Below are 15,522 nucleotides of genomic sequence, written 5' to 3'. Positions count from 1 at the left end.
CCCTTCCGCCCGTCCTTAGGATGCACTCCATGTCACTGCCGCACGCGATCCTCACCGCCCTGCTGGAAAAGCCGTCGTCGGGGCTGGAGCTGACCCGCAGGTTCGACCGGTCCATCGGATACTTCTGGTCGTCCACGCATCAGCAGATCTATCGCGAGCTGGGGAAGCTGGAGCGGGCCGGGCGGATCAGGGCCCTGCCCGCGGCGCAGCCGGCGCGTGGGCGGAAGAAGGAGTACGAGGTGCTGCCGGCGGGCCGGGAGGAGCTGGCCGCCTGGGTGGCGCAGCCGGAGGATCCTCGTCCGGTCCGTGATCCGCTGCTGCTGAGGATGCGGGCGGCCGCGGTGGTCGGGGCGCCGGGCCTGGGGGCCGAGCTGCGGCGCCATCTGGAGCTTCATCAGCGTCAGCTGGCGGAGTACCTGGAGATCGAGGAGCGCGACTTCACGCCCGCGCCGACGGCCGACGAGGACCGGCTGCGGTACCTGGTGCTGCGCGGCGGCATCGATCTGGAGAGCTTCTGGATCGGCTGGCTGACCCGGGCTCTCGACGATCCGGGCGAGCCGCCCGCCGTCAGGGACCGCCCGTCCTGACGGCGAGCGGGTCGAGCGCCGACGGGTCGAGCGCGGCCGGGTCGAGCCCCGGCAGGCCGGGACCGCCCGGATCGGGAGCGTGCGGGGCACGGGCACGGGCCGCGCGGGCGAGGACCGGGCGGTGCCGCTTCCGCGGGCTGCCGATGACGATCCGCGACGGCGCCGGTCCGGCGTCCCCGGCCATGGGTGTCCCGTCCTCGTCGGCAACCCCGCCCTTCCCGGTGGTCCCGGGCTCGGTCCGTTGCTGGGCCCGGCTGAGCAGGATCACCCCGCGTACCGCGGCCGCGGCGCCCGCCAGCGCGGGCACCCCACCGGCCGCTCCGCCCTGGAGGCGTTCGCCGAGCAGGGCCAGGCCGATCGCCGCCGCGGCGACCGGGTTGGCCAGTGTGACCACGGCGAGCGGGGCACCGAGACCGCCGCGGTAGGCGGTCTGGGACAGCAGCAGGCCGCCCATGGCGAAGGCGGAGACGAGCAGCGCCACGGTCAGCAGCCGCCAGCTGAACAGCGGCCCCGCGGTGTGGTCGGTGACGGCGACCGTCAGTGTCTGGGTGAGCGCCGAGGCGACGCCGGAGGTGATGCCGGACGCCGCCGCGTGCCGCAGTCCCGGGCGGGTGCCGGGGCGGCTGAGACCGGCGACGACCGCCATGGTCGCCGCGCCGACGCCGAGCGCTTCGGGGAGGCTGAGCGTCTCGTGCGGAGCGGCGCCGCCCGCGGTCATCAGCAGCGCGCCGAGGCCGATCAGGGTGAGGAGGATGCCGCGCCATTCGGTCCGGCTCACCCGGCGCCCGGCGGCGCGCGCGCCGAGCGGGACGGCGGCGACGAGGGTGAGTGCGCCCAGCGGCTGGACAAGGGTGAGCGGGCCGTACTTCAGCGCGGCGACATGGAGCAGCGCGCCTCCGGCGTTCAGGCCGACCGCCGACCACCAGGCTCCGCGGCCCAGCACGCGCAGGACTCCGGCGGAGGGCTCGGTGCGTCCGGCGAGCCGGGACTGGGCCACGGCCGCGGCCGCGTAGGCGGCGGCCGATACGAGGGACAGGACGACCGCGACGAGCGTGGCGTTCACCGCCGGGCTCCGGACCGGGCGAGCGTCCGCGCCCCGGCCGCACCCGCGACGGGCGTGGTACGGGTACGGGATCCGGCGGCCGCCGGTACGCGGGCGGTGGCGAACGCGCTCCCGGCGGCGGGCGCCCCGGGTGACGGCCACGGCAGGGGCGCCCGGACCGGCGCGGTGCGCGGGAGCCGGAGCGCGGCGAAGGCCACGGCGAGCAGCGCCGAGACGGCGATCGCGTCGAGCCAGTAGTGGTTGGCGGTGCCCACGATCACGAGCAGCGTGACCAGCGGGTGCAGCAGCCACAGCCAGCGCCACCGGGAGCGGGTGGCGACGATCAGCCCGACGGCGACCATCACCGCCCAGCCGAAGTGCAGGGAGGGCATCGCGGCGAACTGGTTCGCCATCGAGTCGGTGGACGGCGTGTTCCCGTACACCGTCGGGCCGTACACCTGGCCGGTGTCGACGAGCGCTGCCGCGTCCAGCATCCGGGGCGGGGCGAGCGGGAACAGCAGGTGCAGCGCGAGGGCGGCGCCGGTGAGCACGGCGAGGATGCGGCGCGACCAGACGTAGTGACGGGGCCGGCGCCAGTAGAGCCAGACCAGGAACAGCACCGTGGCGGGGAAGTGCACAGTGGCGTAGTACGTGTTCGCCGCGTGGATCAGCGTCTCGCTGTGCAGCAGGACCCCCTGCACGGCGCCCTCGTCCGGGAGGCGGACGGCCCGTTCGAAGTCCCATACGTGTGCGGCGTTGCGGAAGGCTTCCTCGACATGCCCGTTGGCGGCCTGCCGGCCGAGTTTGTAGACGAGGAAGAGTCCCGCGACCAGGAGGAACTCACGTACGAGGGGCGGTCGGGCAGAACTGTCCGGCTCCCGGTCTGCAGGCTCGCTGCGGGCGTGTATCACCCGTTGCCCCTTTGCTGACGAAGCGCTGTTACGGCGGCATGGTCCAGTCCATGCCGTATCGATACGCCAGTGTACCGATACGCGAACGTATCGGTACACGCGCGTATCGGTACACTGGCGTATCGAGGGACCTCACCGCAGAGCCGCAGGAGGGAAGCACATGCCGTCGCACGATTCCGTACAGGAGTCAGCACCCGTGTCGCGCCGATCGAAGATCACACCGGAGCGGGCACAGGAGCTCTACACGGCCGTGCTGGACCTGTTGCGCGAGAGCGGCTACGAATCCCTCACCATGGAGGGAGTGGCCTCGCGGACCCGTTGCGGGAAATCGACGCTCTACCGGCAGTGGGGCTCCAAGCCCGAGCTGGTCGTCGCCGCACTGCACGGCACCCGGCGCATGCTGCTCTCGCACATCGACACCGGCACCCTGGCCGGGGACCTGCACCAGGCGGCCCGGTCCATCGGTGAGGACTCCGGCCGCGACACCCCGCTGATGCACGCGCTCAGCCACGCGGCGCTCCAGAGCCCCGAGCTGCTGTGCGCGTTGCGGGAGGCGCTGATCCTGCCGGAGATCGCGGCGATCGACGCGATGCTGCGACGCGGCGTGGAGCGGGGCGAGATCGCGGCGGACAACCCCGCGGCGGCGTACGTCGCCGCGCAGCTGCTCGGGGTCATGCGTGCCCGGCCACTGCTGGAGGGGCGGTACGCGGACGAGGCGTATCTCACCCGGTTCGTGGCGACCGCGATCCTTCCCGGACTCGGACTCGAGGCACCCCCGCCGGAGTCCTGAACGAAACGTGGACCGTCCGCCCCGGCGGAGACGACGGTCCACCCGCGCCGCACCGTGGGGACGGGGGCGGCGCACCACCCCGGCCGGCCGGTGAATCCCAAGGGATTCACCGGCCGGCCGTGCTTCTCCGCACTCCCGCCCCGGCCACCACCGTCGCCGTCCGGTTCCTCCCCGCAGACCCTAGGGCGCCAAACAAATGCTTGGTAGCTTGTCGTCGACAACGACGGAGGGCGGACCATGGACATCGGCGATCCGATCGACTTCTCCGGACGGGCGGTGATCGTCACCGGCGGCACGAAGGGCATCGGCGCGGAGATCGCCACGGCATTTCTCGCGGCGGGCGCGGATGTCATGGTGTGCGGGCGCGGCGAACCGGTGCGACCACCCTCGGCGGACGGGCGCCACGCCCTCTTCCGGGCCGCCGACGTCCGGGACCCGGCGGCGGCCGCCTCACTGGTGACGGCGGCCGCCGACCGGTTCGGGCGGCTCGATGTACTCATCAACAACGCGGGCGGCTCCCCCGACGCCGACGCGGCGACCGTCTCCCCGCGCTTCGTCGAGAAGGTCGTCGCGCTCAATCTGCTGGCCCCCTTCTACCTGTCGCAGGCCGCGAACCTGGTCATGCGGGAGCAGCCGGAGGGCGGCAGCGTGATCAATATCGGCAGTGTCTCCGCGCGCCAGCCGCAGCCCGGTACCGCCGCCTACACGGCGGCGAAGGCGGGGCTGCTGGCGCTGACGCGGGCCCTGGCCCTGGAGTGGGCGCCGAAGGTCCGCGTCAACCACATCACCGTGGGCCCCGTCCGCACGCCGCACGCCGGGAGCGGCAGAGGAGGCGGCCCGGCGGCGGAGGGCGTCATCCCGATGCGGCGGGAGGCGGTGCCGGACGATGTGGCCCGCGCCTGCCTCTTCCTGGCCGGCCGGCTGGCTCCGTACGTCAACGGCGCCGATCTGGCGGTGCACGGCGGCGGCGAGGTACCGGCCCGCTATCTGGCCGGAAATCCCTTCTCGTCCTCTTGACGATATTCGGCATCACCCCTTATCGTCGCACTGACGAAATAAAGGGGGCCCTCATGGCCGACATCACCAGGCGCTACGGCTGGCGCCATCTGCGCTCCGCGCCCACGGCCCACATCCGCCACCACAAGCGCGGCAAGCTCGCCCACGACGGCCCCGGAGTCAGCTTCTGGTACCGGTCACTGACCGCCGCGCTCTCCGAGGTGCCGGTCAACGACCGCGAGCTGGCCATGGCGTTCCACGCCCGCACGGCCGACTTCCAGGACGTCACCGTGCAGGCCACCGTGACGTACCGGATCAGCGACCCGGCCCAGGCGGCGGCCCGGCTCGACTTCTCCGTGGACCCGGACACCGGCGACTGGCGCGGCGCACCGCTGGAGCAGATCGCCACCCTGCTCACCGAGACCGCACAGCAGCACACGCTGGACGTCCTGGCGCGCACACCGCTCGCCGCCGCGCTCGTGGACGGGGTCGCCTCCGTGCGCGAACGGGTCGCCACGGGCCTCGCCGCCGAACCGCGGCTGCCCGCCACCGGCATCGACGTGGTGGCCGTCCGCGTCGTGGCGATCCGTCCCGAGGCCGAGGTCGAGCGGGCCCTGCGCACCCCGGCCCGTGAGCAGATCCAGCAGGAGGCCGACCGGGCGACGTACGAACGCCGGGCCGTCGCGGTCGAGCGGGAACGCACCATCGCCGAGAACGAACTGGCCAGCAAGATCGAACTGGCCCGCCGGGAAGAGCAGTTGGTGGAACAGAACGGCACCAACGCCCGGCGCCAGGCCGAGGAGAAGGCGGCGGCCGACGCGGTACGCACCGAGGCCGAGGCGGCCCGCACCGTGCGGCTGGCCCGTGCGGAGGCGGCGGCGGCCCGGGACACCGGAGCGGCGCGCGCCGAGGCACAGGCGGCCTGGCTGCGGGTGCACGCGGAGGTGGATCCCGCGACGCTGCACGCCCTGGCGGCGACACGGCTCGCCGAGAACCTGCCCCGCATCGACAGCCTGACGCTCTCCCCCGACGTCCTCACCGGGCTGCTCTCCAAGCTCGGCCGGCCGGCCCCGGAACCGCGGGCATGAGCCTCGCCCCGCGTGCGGTGCTCGTGCACCGGACCACCGAGTACGAGGAACTCCTCGCCCGGCACGGGACGCACGGACAGGCCGCGTTCTTCCTGTCCAGCCGGGGCCGGTCGATCGACGAGGTGGCCCGGCGCCATGAGCGTACGCAACGGGCCCTGGCCGATGTGGCGGCCGCCGTTCCGCTCCAGTGGCGGGGTTCACGGGTGGAGCGGGCGGATCTGGACCGCTTCCTCTTCGCCCCCGAGGACGTGGTGATCGTGGTCGGCCAGGACGGGCTGGTGGCCAACGCCGCGAAGTACCTCGCGGGCCAGCCGGTGGTCGGGATCGACAGCGACCCCGGGCGGAACCCCGGCGTCCTCGTCCGCCACCGCCCCGGTGACGCCGCCGCCCTGCTCCGGGCGGCCGTCACGCCCCGGGGCCGGGCGGAGGAGCTCACCATGGTGGAGGCCGTCGCCGACGACACCCAGCGGCTGCTCGCCCTGAACGAGATCTACCTCGGACCGCCCGGCCACCAGACCGCGCGCTACCGCCTGGGCCCCGACGACGGGGCGACCGCCGCCGAGGCCCAGGCCTCCTCGGGCGTCCTGGTCGGCACCGGTACGGGAGCCACCGGCTGGCTCCGCTCGCTCTGGCTGGAGCGGGGCAGCACACCGGTACTGCCCGCCCCGTCCGATCCGCGGCTGCTGTGGTTCGTACGCGAGGCCTGGCCCTCGCCGGTGACCGGAACCTCCCTGGTCGCGGGCGAACTGAGCCCCGGACAGGGGCTCCGGCTCACGGTCGAGTCGGACCGGATCGTGGTCTTCGGCGACGGCATGGAGTCCGACGCCCTGGAGCTGACCTGGGGGCAGACCGTACGGCTCGGCATCGCCACCACCTCACTGCGGCTCGTCATCTGAGACCGGCCGTCGGCCACTCCCCTACACACATTAATCATTTGCCTGTAGGTCATAGGCGTGAATAGCGTTTTCCTCATGAGAGCCGTCAGTGAGCGGGAAATCCGCGCGTCCTTCGTCAACTGTTCCAAGGGCGAGGCCCAGCGCCTGCCCCTTCCGCGCGATCTGGACGAGCGGCGCTGGGACGATCTGGACTTCCTGGGCTGGCGCGACCTCTCCGCACCGGACCGCAGCTACATCGTCACCGAACTGCGGGGCGCGCTCATCGGCATCACCCTGCGCTTCCCCTCCCACCAGCGCGGCTTCCTCCACCGCAGCATGTGTTCGGTCTGTCTGACCACCCACCCGGGCAACGGCGTCTCCCTGATGACCGCCCGCAAGCGCGGCCAGGCGGGCCGGGACGGGAATTCGGTCGGGATCTACCTCTGCACCGATCTGGACTGCTCGCTGTACGTACGGGGCAAGAAGGTGCCCGCCCCCGGGTCACGCTTCGACGAGTCCCTGACCGTGGAAGAGCAGGTGGAGCGCACCCGGAACAAGCTGTTCGCCTTCCTGGACACACTCTCGGGCTGAACCGACCGCACCGGTGCCCCATCCGGACGCCTGCGGATGCGCCCCGAAGAGGGCAGATGTATGAATAAATCACCATACGCGTGATTGGAGTAGGCACCCATGGATGACTACCCGCTTCTGAACCTCTTCCTGACGATGCTGTTCCTGTTCCTCTGGGTGTTGTGGTTCTTCCTGCTGTTCAAGGTGGTGACGGACCTCTTCAGGGACCATTCGCTGAACGGCTGGGCGAAGGCGGGCTGGCTGATCCTCGTGATCCTGCTGCCCTACATCGGCGTTTTCGTCTACCTCATCGTCCGGGGCCGGAGCATGGGCGAACGGGATACCAAGCAGATCAAGGAGTCGGAGGCGGCGTTCCGTCAGTACGTGAGACAGGCGGCGGCCACGGAGGACGGGGCCGGCGGCAGCAGCCATGTGAACGACCTCGCCAGACTCGCCGAGCTGAAGGACAAGGGCCACATCAGCCAGGAGGAGTACGAGAAGGCCAAGGCCAAGCTTCTCGCCTGATGCGCGATACCGCCCGGGATACCCGGGCACACCCCGCCGACAACGCCCCAAGGCCGTACCGGAGATTTCCCGGTACGGCCTTGGGGCGTTACTGCCTCGGCTCAGCGGAGGCGTACTGCCTCGGCTCAGCGGCGGCCACCGCCTCCGCCCGTACGGGAACCGCTGGTCGTGGAGTTGACGCAGCCGGTGCAGGGGCCTGTGCCCTGGCGCAGATACCGGTGCTGGTTCGCCAGGTCGATCGCGGGCGTCAACGACGTGTCCTCGGCGGGGATGCCGATGCCGAACCGGCCGTAGAAGACGAGCAGGCCGGCGTCGGCGCGTTCGACTGCCGCCCGGGTGCGGTCGTAGGCCACCGCCGTCAGGCGGCGGACGTCGATGCGCACGAGCCGGCCGCCGTCGGGCGGGGGCCGGCCGATTCCTTCGCCGTACTGGTGGAAGATCTTCTTCACGGGGCCGTCCTCCACCAGTCCGCCCAGGTACTCCTTGAGGAGCTGTACGGCCTGGTTGTCGCCCAGGTCGAGGGCGTCGAAGGAGCGGGTGATCGCGAGGGAGGCCATCTCGGCGAACCGGTCGGCCTGTTCCTCCCGCTCCGCGGTGCGCTGTTGGCTCTCGTCGAGCTGATCGAGCCGGCCGTCGAGGTCGTCGGCCTCCGGGCTCCGGGCGGGCTGTGGTTCCGGGTCGTCGAGAGCGAGTGCGTCGGCCTGGAAACGGCCGACCTGCCTGGCTATGTCCAGCGCCGTCCGGTTCACGGGCTCTCCGGGTGGCGAAGGAGCGGCCCGGTGCACGGCGAGAATCACGGCTCTCAGGCGGGCGGCGGCCCGGGGATGTGCCACGACCTGCTGGTGGATCTCCTTGTACGCGGCCGCGGCGCCCTCGGCGTACTGCCGGCGCTGGACCTCGACCGCGTACCTCTCGGTCACCGGCCGCTTCCACGCGCCCTCGGACACCGGAGCCAGAGCGACGAGGAACAGCAGCGCGACCATGATGCCGACATTGATCCCCGAGAGGGACCGCCGTGCGAAGTTGGCGGTCATACCCAGCGGCAGCCGGGACTCGCCGAAGCGCGCCGGGCGCAGCCGCTGTCCGACCCGCGCGACACGGTCCGGCCAGCGTAGTACGGCGTAACTGCCGACGGCCAGCGCCGTGTAGGCCGCCAGCCAGTACAGCCAGTCCACCTCGGTGAGTTCTTGGATCTTTTCCACCACGCCGCGCACAACGGTGACTTGGGGCGGGGTGAACGACAGTACGTTGGCCAGCCACACCATGAGCACGGTCAGTACCAGGCCGAGTTCCACGGACAGGACGATGTCGGCCACCGCCTGCACCGTCGGCCGAGTCGACTCCTTCAGCTTGCGCCAGCCGCGCCAGGAGAGCCAGATGGCGAGCGGGAAGAAGAGGCCGGCGGCCGGCGTGAGGGTCAGTACGTCACCGGAAACGAGCTGCTCGACGGCGAGGACGACCAGGAACACGCCGGGGAGGTCCGGAAGGTGACGCACGACCAGGCGTTCGGACCCGGCGCACCGCTTCACCAGGAGCAGCAACGTCCAGCCGCCGAAGAAGAGGAGCGCCACCAGGGGGACCAGATGGGAGGGGGTGGCGCGGAACAGGAAGAGGAGCAGTGCCACCGGCGGGACGACCGCGAAGAGGGCGAGGGCGACCGCGGCGACGTACCGGCGGTGCCGGATCCAGCGGATCAGGGGTTCGACGAGCAGCAGACCCACGACGTTCGGCACGATCATGACGGCTGCCGCGAGGCCCAGGCCGAAGACCGCCCCGAAGAATCCGCCGAGGACCACCCTGACGGCGGCGAGGAGTGCGGACCCCAGTCCGTCGATCCCCTGCCGGGTGCCGAGGCGCCAGGCCGCCCAGGCGCCGACCCCGAAGGTGACGTACAGGCCCAGGAGTTCCGGCACGTCGTCCGGGGACTCCTCGTCATCGCGGGCGGCCGGCGCGGGTCCGGTCGGAGTCGGTGCGTCCGGCGTCGGCACGGTCGGAGACGGCACGTCCGGGGTCGGCACGGTCGGAGACGGCACGGTCGGAGACGGCACGGTCGGGGTCGGCACGGTCGGGGTCGGCACGGTCGGAGCGCGTGCCGCCCGCGGCCTGCTTGCGCGCAGCTGACGGGCGATGTCGAGGAAGATCTCCAGATTGGGTATCCGGTACCCGGGCCATGCGAAATAAGTCGGGAAATCGCTGCCACGAGAGGCGACCAGGAGGCCGCCCTCCGCCGTGAGGGAGAGCGAGTCGACGTCCTCCCAGGCAGTGGAGTCGTCCCGGCCGCGCCTGCGCCGGACGGTCAGCCCGTCCTGACTCAACACCAGTTCCCCGAAAGAGACTTCACCGCCGCCCAGAACCGTTTCGATGGTCGGGGCCAGCTGTGCGTCCCGGACACCCTGCCGGATCGCCGGCCCCCACTCTCCCTCCTGGGGGAGCTGGGCGCCCCTGATCGCCGTACGGGTGCGCAGTCCCCGGATCTTCTCCCCGCCGAGTACGGGGCCACGGTCCGCCGCCCCGAGCGTGACGATCGTCCCCTCGGGGTTGGACAGCTTGTAGCGATGCGAACCGTTCGTGAAGACCGCGGTCGACTGCCAGGGATAGACCGCTTCCGTAGCGTCGGCCGCAATCGCGACGAGGCCCTTTTCGTAGAGGCGGAACTCCACCTTTGTGTGCCGCCGGTACCACAGCGCCCGGACGGCGAACGGCCCCAACAGCGCCAGCCCGCCGAGCGCTTCGGCCACAACGGCCGCGACGGACCCCTCCCAGCCGAGGAAAGCCCCGAGGAGGATCGTCAGGAGGCAGGCCAGGGCCGAGAAGGGGGCCAGCTTCAGCAGGAGCAGCGCGTACGCGGAGGCCTTTCTGCGCTGCGGGCGGTAGGTACGGCGATGACGCCCCAGCCCCGCGCGCTCCGCCGCGTCCTCCGCCCCGTCTTCCGCGCTGCGCTCCGCGCTGTCTGCCGCGCTGCTCTCCGCGCTGTCCGCCTCGTCGTTCTCGGCGCCGCCCTCCGCACCCATGAGCTCACTCATCCCAGGAAGTCTCCCGCACAACACCTCTTGCGTGTCAGCCAGTTAATGGTGCGCGGCACGCTAGCACTCTCATGGGGCGCAGACCCGACCGGACGAACCTCCGGAACACGGACGCCCCGGGCCGAGGGCATCACCCGTACGGTTGCCCGCCACCGGGCCGTCCGGCTGTTACCGTCCTCGCCCCACCGGACGGCACGGGCGCGCCCACTGCCGCGGCAGCACGGAGAAGGAGTGATGCACCCATGCGGGTCCTCTTGATCGGAGCGGGAGGCGTGGGCACGGCGATCACCAGGATCGCGGCCCGTCGGCCGTTCTTCGCACACATGACGGTCGCCGACTACGACTTCGGACGGGCGGAGGCCGCGGTCGAGGCTCTCGGGGAGCAGGGCCATCGGTTCACCGCCGCGCGGTTGGACGCCGCGGACCCGGCGGCCGTGCGCACCGCCCTCGGAGAACACCGCTGCGACGTACTGCTCAACGCCACCGACCCCCGCTTCGTCATGCCCCTGTTCGAGGCGGCGCTGGCCCACGGTGCGCACTATCTCGACATGGCCATGTCCCTGTCCCAGCCGCACCCGTCCCATCCGTACGAGGAGTGCGGAGTCAAGCTCGGGGACGCTCAGTTCGAACGGGCCGCCGAGTGGGAGGCGGCCGGCCGCCTCGCTCTGGTGGGTATGGGGGTTGAGCCCGGCCTTTCGGACGTGTTCGCCCGGTACGCCTCGGACGAACTCTTCGACGAGATCGAGGAGATCGGCATTCGTGACGGCGCCGATCTGGTCGTGGAGGGCTACGGGTTCGCCCCTTCCTTCAGCATCTGGACGACCATCGAGGAATGCCTGAACCCGCCGGTCGTGTACGAGGAGGGACGGGGCTGGTTCACCACTGCCCCGTTCAGCGAGCCGGAGGTCTTCGACTTCCCCGAGGGCATCGGGCCGGTGGAGTGCGTCAATGTCGAGCACGAGGAAGTGCTCCTGGTGCCTCGATGGCTGAAGGCCCGGCGGGTCACGTTCAAGTACGGTCTCGGCGACGAGTTCATCGGGGTGCTCCGGACCCTCCACAAGCTGGGCCTCGACCGGACGGATCCCGTCCGGGTGAACAGCGGATCGGGCCCGGTCGCGGTGTCCCCCCGCGATGTCGTCGCCGGTTGCCTGCCCGACCCGGCCGGACTCGGCGAGCGGATGAGCGGGAAGACGTGCGCGGGCACCTGGGTGAAGGGCGTCAAGGACGGCAGCCCAAGAGAGGTCTACCTGTACCACGTGGTGGACAACCAGTGGTCCATGCGGGAGTACGGCTCCCAGGCCGTGGTCTGGCAGACCGCGATCAACCCCGTCGCCGCCCTCGAACTCATGGCCTGCGGCACCTGGAGCGGCAGCGGAGTGCTGGGCCCCGAGGCCATGCCGCCCCGGCCGTTCCTCGATCTGCTGACGGAGTACGGCGCACCGTGGGGCATGCGTGAGCAGTGACCGTGCCCGATGGCATCCGGGTGCTTCCGGCTGACAGGCACGCTCAGAAGCATCCAAATGCCATGGACTCGGTATATTTCGCTCGTTCTTTCAGGCCTGTGACCGGAGCGAGGGAGCATGGCAGAGGCGGACAGCCTTTCCCGACCGACACCACCGGCGAGCTTGAAGCCGAACGCGATCGGCTTCGTCGACGCGCTGGTCATCGGACTGAACGCGACGTCACCGGCCTACTCCGTGGCGGCCGTCATCGGCCCGATCGTGGCGCTCGTCGGTATCTACGCCCCGGGGGTGCTCTTCGCCTCGTTCGTGCCGATGCTGCTGATCGCCTCCGCCTTCTACTACCTGAACAGGGTCGATCAGGACTGCGGCACGACATTCTCGTGGGTCACCCGGGCGATGGGTCCGTGGACCGGGTGGCTCGGCGGCTGGGCCATCACGATGACCGGGGTTCTGGTGATCGGGTCCCTGGCGGACGTCGCCGTCAGTTTCGGCCTGCTGGCCATCGGCCTCGACAGCTGGGCGGAGAACGCGTTCGTGCGCCAGCTTCTCGCCGTGCTCCTGATCCTCGTCATGACGGGCGTCTGTGTCATCGGGACGGAGCTGTCGGCGAAGGTGCAGAACGTTCTCATCCTGGCGCAGGTCGCCTTTCTGCTGGTCTTCGTGATCGTGGCTCTCTACCGCGTCTACGCCGGTACGACGTCGTTCGATTCGGTCAAACCCTCGGCCGAGTGGCTCAACCCCTTCGGCGCAGGCGGCTCGGCCCTCACGAGCGGGCTGCTGCTGGGCGTCTTCGTCTACTGGGGCTGGGAGTCGGCAGTGAATCTCACCGAAGAGGTCAAGGACTCCGCCAGCGCTCCCGGCAGGGCCGGAGTGTGGTCGACCGTCATCCTGCTGGTGACCTACCTGTCCGTCGGCTTCGCGGTCGTCGCCTTCGCCGGAACGACCTATCTGGCCGACAACGCCGAGGAGGAGGAGTTCATCTTCGCCCTTCTCGCCGGTGAGGTGATGGGCGGCTGGGACTGGATCGTGCTGCTCGCGGTCGCGACCTCCGCACTGGCCTCGACCCAGACCACCATCATCCCGGCGTCGCGCACGGCGCTGTCGATGGCCCGCCGCCACGCGCTGCCCGCGCACTTCGCGCGCGTCCACCCGCGGTTCCGGACCCCCGACGTGAGCACGTGGTGGGTCGCCGGCATCGCCATCGCCTGGTACATCGTCGTGAACCGGATCAGCCAGAACGCCCTCTTCGACTCGCTGACGGCGCTGTCCTTGCTCATCGCCTTCTACTACGCGCTCACGGGTGTGGCCTGCGTCGTCTACTACCGTCACCATCTGACCGAGAGCGTCCGCAACTTCGTCCTCATCGGTCTCGGCCCGCTGGTCGGCGCCGGGCTGCTGACCTGGCTGCTCGTGCGGTCGGTGATGGACATGTCGGACCCGGCGAACTCCTACAGCGGGACCTCGTGGTTCGGGCTCGGCCCGCCGCTCGTCATCGGTATCTGTATCAGCATCGTCGGGGTGGTGCTCATGACCGTGTGGCGGCTCCGGTCGGCCGCCTTCTGGACCGAGCGCCGGAGTGTCGTCGATCCCGGTCTCGTACACGGCAAGGAGTCCTGAGATGTCGGTGGTCCTCGGGTACGACGAGTCACCCGGAGCCGCACGTGCCCTGCGTATCGCGGTCGAGGTGGCCGCCGCCTTCGGTGAGCGGCTCGTCCTGGTCTACGGGGCGGCGCCCCCCGGCCCCTCCGGCGAGGAGTACAGGTCCCACTACGAGGCCATCCGCCAGGCCGGGCGTACGGGACTTGAGCACGCCGTCACGGCGGCCGAGGCGGCGGGCGTACAGGCCACCGTCGAGGTCATCGACAAGAGACCGGCGCAGGCACTGATCGACGCAGCCGCACGCCACGGAGCGAGGGTCATCGTCGTGGGCAGCTGGGGCGACAGCCCGATGCGCGGGGCACTGCTCGGCTCCACCCCGCACAAGCTGCTGCATCTGTCGACGGTGCCGGTGCTCTGCGTGCCGACCAGCGACAGTTGATCGCGCGAGCCCACCAGTACCCCGATTCCGGGCGGGGACGCATTTCCGTGGCCGGGGTGCTCGGGGCAGCCCCTGGTTCGCCCGTCACCGGCCTCCGCAGGCCGAGCGGTGCGAGGCGGACCGGGCTCAGCTGCCGGGCGGCAGCAGGTTCCTGGTCAGAGTGAAGGCGGAACTCGCGGTTGCGAGGAGGGTGTTGACGCGACCGAGGACACGGTTGGCCCGGTCGGCGTCCTGCGCGCCGACCGCGTCCGTCAGATCTTCGGCATACTCCCGTGCCCTGACCGCCTCCTCGGGCCGGGCACCTTCCGGGTCGGCCCTGAGGGCAGTGGCCAGCTGGTGGTACGAGATGCCGGACAGGTCGGCGCTGCTGTCACGCCCGCTGCTCTGGGCCACCCCGTGAGGGCTGTTGACGTTGACCGCCGCGAAGCCGCCCGCCGAGGCCGTTATGTGCATCGATTCATCACTGATCCCTGTCCACATGAAGTGCTTCCGGTACTCGCGCCAGCCCTTGCGTGTAAGGGCGTAGGAACCGAACTTCCATCCCTCGATGCGTACGAGTTTGTGTTTGACGGGTTCCGCGAGGACGAGCAGGGCGTCGGCACGGTTCCAGTGCCGCTCATCGAAGTAGGGCGCCAGTCGGACTCGGGTACCGAGGCTCGGGGATCTTCGGCAGATCTCCTGGAACGCCTGTTTCTGGTAGACGTCCAGCCGGTCCGTGCTGATGGAAAGGTCGGGGAGCCGCCAGGCGTGGAGCACGGTTCGGGTCTTCAGGAAAAGTCCGTAGGCGGCCACGGCGCACAAAGCCAGGACGACGATCTCCACGCGGGCTCCTGATTCTCCTGACTATTCAAGTTCCCTGACTTTACGTTGAGTTGGACTTCGCGGGAATGGCGGAACCGCCTCGATCGGCCCGCCGGGAAAGTCACGGCGCGACCTCCCTGTCCAAGGCCCGGCAGGTGTCCGGCCGCGAGCGGCCGGCGTTCACCGGAACGCCGGCGCGGGAGCGGGCAGGTAGGGGGTGATGTTGCGCCAGGCGCGCTTGACGTATTCCTCCTTCTCGCCGACCGGGGCGACATAGTGCAGCGCGCTTTCGGCGGCGTCGTGGTCCTTGAGGCGGGCGATGATCCAGGCGGCGAGATAGTGCGAGGCCAGGCAGCCGCCGGCGGTGGCGATGTTGCCCTTGGCGTGGAAGGGCTGGTTGAGCACCTCGACGCCGGCGGCGACGACCCAGGGCTTGGTGATCAGGTCGGTGCAGGCGGGAATGCCGTTGAGCAGGCCGAGCCTGGCCAGGACGAGCGCGCCGGAGCACTGTGCCGCGATGAGCTGGCGCGAGGGGTCCAGGTTGCGCAGGATGTTCATGATCGCCGGGTCCTCGACGACCTCGCGGGTGGCGATGCCACTGCCGACGATGACGGCGTCGGCGGCGCACGCCTCCTCAAGAGTGGACATCTGCTCGATGACCACCCCGTTCATCGACGTCACCCTGGGGGTGGGGGTGGCGATGGTGACGCGCCAGTCGTCGGTCCTGACGCGGTTGAGCACACCGAGCGCGATCAGGGAGTCGAGTTCGTTGTAGCCCTCGAAGGTGAGGATGGCGATATGCACGGCGGAGTG

At 70.7% G+C, this 15,522-nt stretch carries 15 protein-coding genes; 10 read left to right on the top strand and 5 right to left on the bottom strand.

The window, feature by feature from the left end:
- Nucleotides 1-29: 29 nt before the first annotated feature.
- Nucleotides 30-587, top strand: a complete 558-nt coding sequence (locus OHA98_RS15190; RefSeq protein ID WP_266926090.1) for a PadR family transcriptional regulator — start codon at nucleotides 30-32, stop codon at nucleotides 585-587.
- Here the strand turns inward: OHA98_RS15190 and OHA98_RS15185 are convergent.
- Together OHA98_RS15185 and OHA98_RS15180 are read right to left on the bottom strand one after the other, a co-directional pair.
- The gene (locus tag OHA98_RS15185; protein ID WP_266926088.1) at nucleotides 568-1,650 is read right to left on the bottom strand and encodes a hypothetical protein; all 1,083 of its coding nucleotides are present in this window, start codon (nucleotides 1,648-1,650) and stop codon (nucleotides 568-570) included. The genes OHA98_RS15190 and OHA98_RS15185 overlap by 20 nt on opposite strands.
- Entirely contained in the window at nucleotides 1,647-2,540 is an 894-nt protein-coding gene (locus OHA98_RS15180) for a phosphatase PAP2 family protein (RefSeq protein ID WP_266926086.1), read from the bottom strand. Before OHA98_RS15180 ends, OHA98_RS15185 begins: the two co-directional genes overlap by 4 nt.
- A 160-nt stretch (nucleotides 2,541-2,700) precedes the next feature.
- On the opposite strand from OHA98_RS15180, the gene OHA98_RS15175 reads away from it, so the two are divergent.
- The 6 genes from OHA98_RS15175 to OHA98_RS15150 all read left to right on the top strand — a co-directional run bounded on the left by OHA98_RS15175 (nucleotide 2,701) and on the right by OHA98_RS15150 (nucleotide 7,384).
- Nucleotides 2,701-3,330, top strand: coding sequence for a TetR/AcrR family transcriptional regulator (locus OHA98_RS15175; protein WP_266926084.1), 630 nt, complete (start codon nucleotides 2,701-2,703; stop codon nucleotides 3,328-3,330).
- A gap of 237 nt (nucleotides 3,331-3,567) precedes the next feature.
- A complete protein-coding gene (locus OHA98_RS15170; protein WP_266926082.1) occupies nucleotides 3,568-4,347 on the top strand; it encodes an SDR family oxidoreductase in 780 nt (259 codons plus the stop codon).
- 53 nt (nucleotides 4,348-4,400) lie between these two features.
- On the top strand, nucleotides 4,401-5,414 hold the full coding sequence (locus OHA98_RS15165; protein ID WP_266926080.1) for an SPFH domain-containing protein: 1,014 nt from the start codon (nucleotides 4,401-4,403) through the stop codon (nucleotides 5,412-5,414).
- On the top strand, nucleotides 5,411-6,310 hold the full coding sequence (locus tag OHA98_RS15160) for a hypothetical protein (RefSeq protein WP_266926079.1): 900 nt from the start codon (nucleotides 5,411-5,413) through the stop codon (nucleotides 6,308-6,310). Before OHA98_RS15165 ends, OHA98_RS15160 begins: the two co-directional genes overlap by 4 nt.
- A gap of 75 nt (nucleotides 6,311-6,385) precedes the next feature.
- The gene (locus tag OHA98_RS15155) at nucleotides 6,386-6,880 is read left to right on the top strand and encodes an FBP domain-containing protein (RefSeq protein WP_266926077.1); all 495 of its coding nucleotides are present in this window, start codon (nucleotides 6,386-6,388) and stop codon (nucleotides 6,878-6,880) included.
- Between the two features lie 99 nt (nucleotides 6,881-6,979).
- A complete protein-coding gene (locus OHA98_RS15150) occupies nucleotides 6,980-7,384 on the top strand; it encodes an SHOCT domain-containing protein (protein WP_266926075.1) in 405 nt (134 codons plus the stop codon).
- A 125-nt stretch (nucleotides 7,385-7,509) separates the two neighbouring features.
- On the opposite strand, the gene OHA98_RS15145 is transcribed toward OHA98_RS15150, so the two are convergent.
- The gene (locus OHA98_RS15145) at nucleotides 7,510-10,407 is read right to left on the bottom strand and encodes a hypothetical protein (RefSeq protein WP_266926073.1); all 2,898 of its coding nucleotides are present in this window, start codon (nucleotides 10,405-10,407) and stop codon (nucleotides 7,510-7,512) included.
- A gap of 242 nt (nucleotides 10,408-10,649) precedes the next feature.
- On the opposite strand from OHA98_RS15145, the gene OHA98_RS15140 reads away from it, so the two are divergent.
- The 3 genes from OHA98_RS15140 to OHA98_RS15130 all read left to right on the top strand — a co-directional run bounded on the left by OHA98_RS15140 (nucleotide 10,650) and on the right by OHA98_RS15130 (nucleotide 13,908).
- Nucleotides 10,650-11,870 carry a saccharopine dehydrogenase family protein gene (locus tag OHA98_RS15140; protein ID WP_266926071.1) on the top strand — a complete coding sequence of 407 codons (1,221 nt, stop codon included), beginning with the start codon at nucleotides 10,650-10,652 and terminating at the stop codon, nucleotides 11,868-11,870.
- A gap of 117 nt (nucleotides 11,871-11,987) precedes the next feature.
- Nucleotides 11,988-13,487 (top strand): APC family permease, encoded by a 1,500-nt coding sequence (locus tag OHA98_RS15135; protein WP_266926069.1) that lies wholly within the window; start codon nucleotides 11,988-11,990, stop codon nucleotides 13,485-13,487.
- A 1-nt stretch (nucleotide 13,488) separates the two neighbouring features.
- Entirely contained in the window at nucleotides 13,489-13,908 is a 420-nt protein-coding gene (locus OHA98_RS15130) for a universal stress protein (protein WP_266926067.1), read from the top strand.
- Between the two features lie 126 nt (nucleotides 13,909-14,034).
- Here the strand turns inward: OHA98_RS15130 and OHA98_RS15125 are convergent, their stop codons facing one another.
- Nucleotides 14,035-14,730 carry a hypothetical protein gene (locus OHA98_RS15125; RefSeq protein WP_266926065.1) on the bottom strand — a complete coding sequence of 232 codons (696 nt, stop codon included), beginning with the start codon at nucleotides 14,728-14,730 and terminating at the stop codon, nucleotides 14,035-14,037.
- A gap of 159 nt (nucleotides 14,731-14,889) precedes the next feature.
- Nucleotides 14,890-15,513: a DJ-1/PfpI family protein gene (locus OHA98_RS15120; RefSeq protein ID WP_266926063.1), complete on the bottom strand. Its 624-nt coding sequence runs from the start codon at nucleotides 15,511-15,513 to the stop codon at nucleotides 14,890-14,892.
- Nucleotides 15,514-15,522: the final 9 nt, after the last annotated feature.

It is taken from the genome of Streptomyces sp. NBC_00654 (assembly GCF_026341775.1).
GTDB lineage: Bacteria > Actinomycetota > Actinomycetes > Streptomycetales > Streptomycetaceae > Streptomyces.
Note: the sequence above shows the minus strand (reverse complement) of the source record. Positions and strands in the feature narration are given on the sequence as shown.

Bases quoted from the DNA above. Each gene is read 5' to 3' on its own strand.
- OHA98_RS15170 (WP_266926082.1), top strand. From the start codon at position 3,568: ATGGACATCGGCGATCCGATCGACTTCTCCGGACGGGCGGTGATCGTC.
- OHA98_RS15150 (WP_266926075.1), top strand. From the start codon at position 6,980: ATGGATGACTACCCGCTTCTGAACCTCTTCCTGACGATGCTGTTCCTG.
- OHA98_RS15155 (WP_266926077.1), top strand. From the start codon at position 6,386: ATGAGAGCCGTCAGTGAGCGGGAAATCCGCGCGTCCTTCGTCAACTGT.
- OHA98_RS15135 (WP_266926069.1), top strand. From the start codon at position 11,988: ATGGCAGAGGCGGACAGCCTTTCCCGACCGACACCACCGGCGAGCTTG.
- OHA98_RS15140 (WP_266926071.1), top strand. From the start codon at position 10,650: ATGCGGGTCCTCTTGATCGGAGCGGGAGGCGTGGGCACGGCGATCACC.
- OHA98_RS15175 (WP_266926084.1), top strand. From the start codon at position 2,701: ATGCCGTCGCACGATTCCGTACAGGAGTCAGCACCCGTGTCGCGCCGA.
- OHA98_RS15165 (WP_266926080.1), top strand. From the start codon at position 4,401: ATGGCCGACATCACCAGGCGCTACGGCTGGCGCCATCTGCGCTCCGCG.
- OHA98_RS15190 (WP_266926090.1), top strand. From the start codon at position 30: ATGTCACTGCCGCACGCGATCCTCACCGCCCTGCTGGAAAAGCCGTCG.
- OHA98_RS15130 (WP_266926067.1), top strand. From the start codon at position 13,489: ATGTCGGTGGTCCTCGGGTACGACGAGTCACCCGGAGCCGCACGTGCC.
- OHA98_RS15145 (WP_266926073.1), bottom strand. From the start codon at position 10,407: ATGAGTGAGCTCATGGGTGCGGAGGGCGGCGCCGAGAACGACGAGGCG.
- OHA98_RS15160 (WP_266926079.1), top strand. From the start codon at position 5,411: ATGAGCCTCGCCCCGCGTGCGGTGCTCGTGCACCGGACCACCGAGTAC.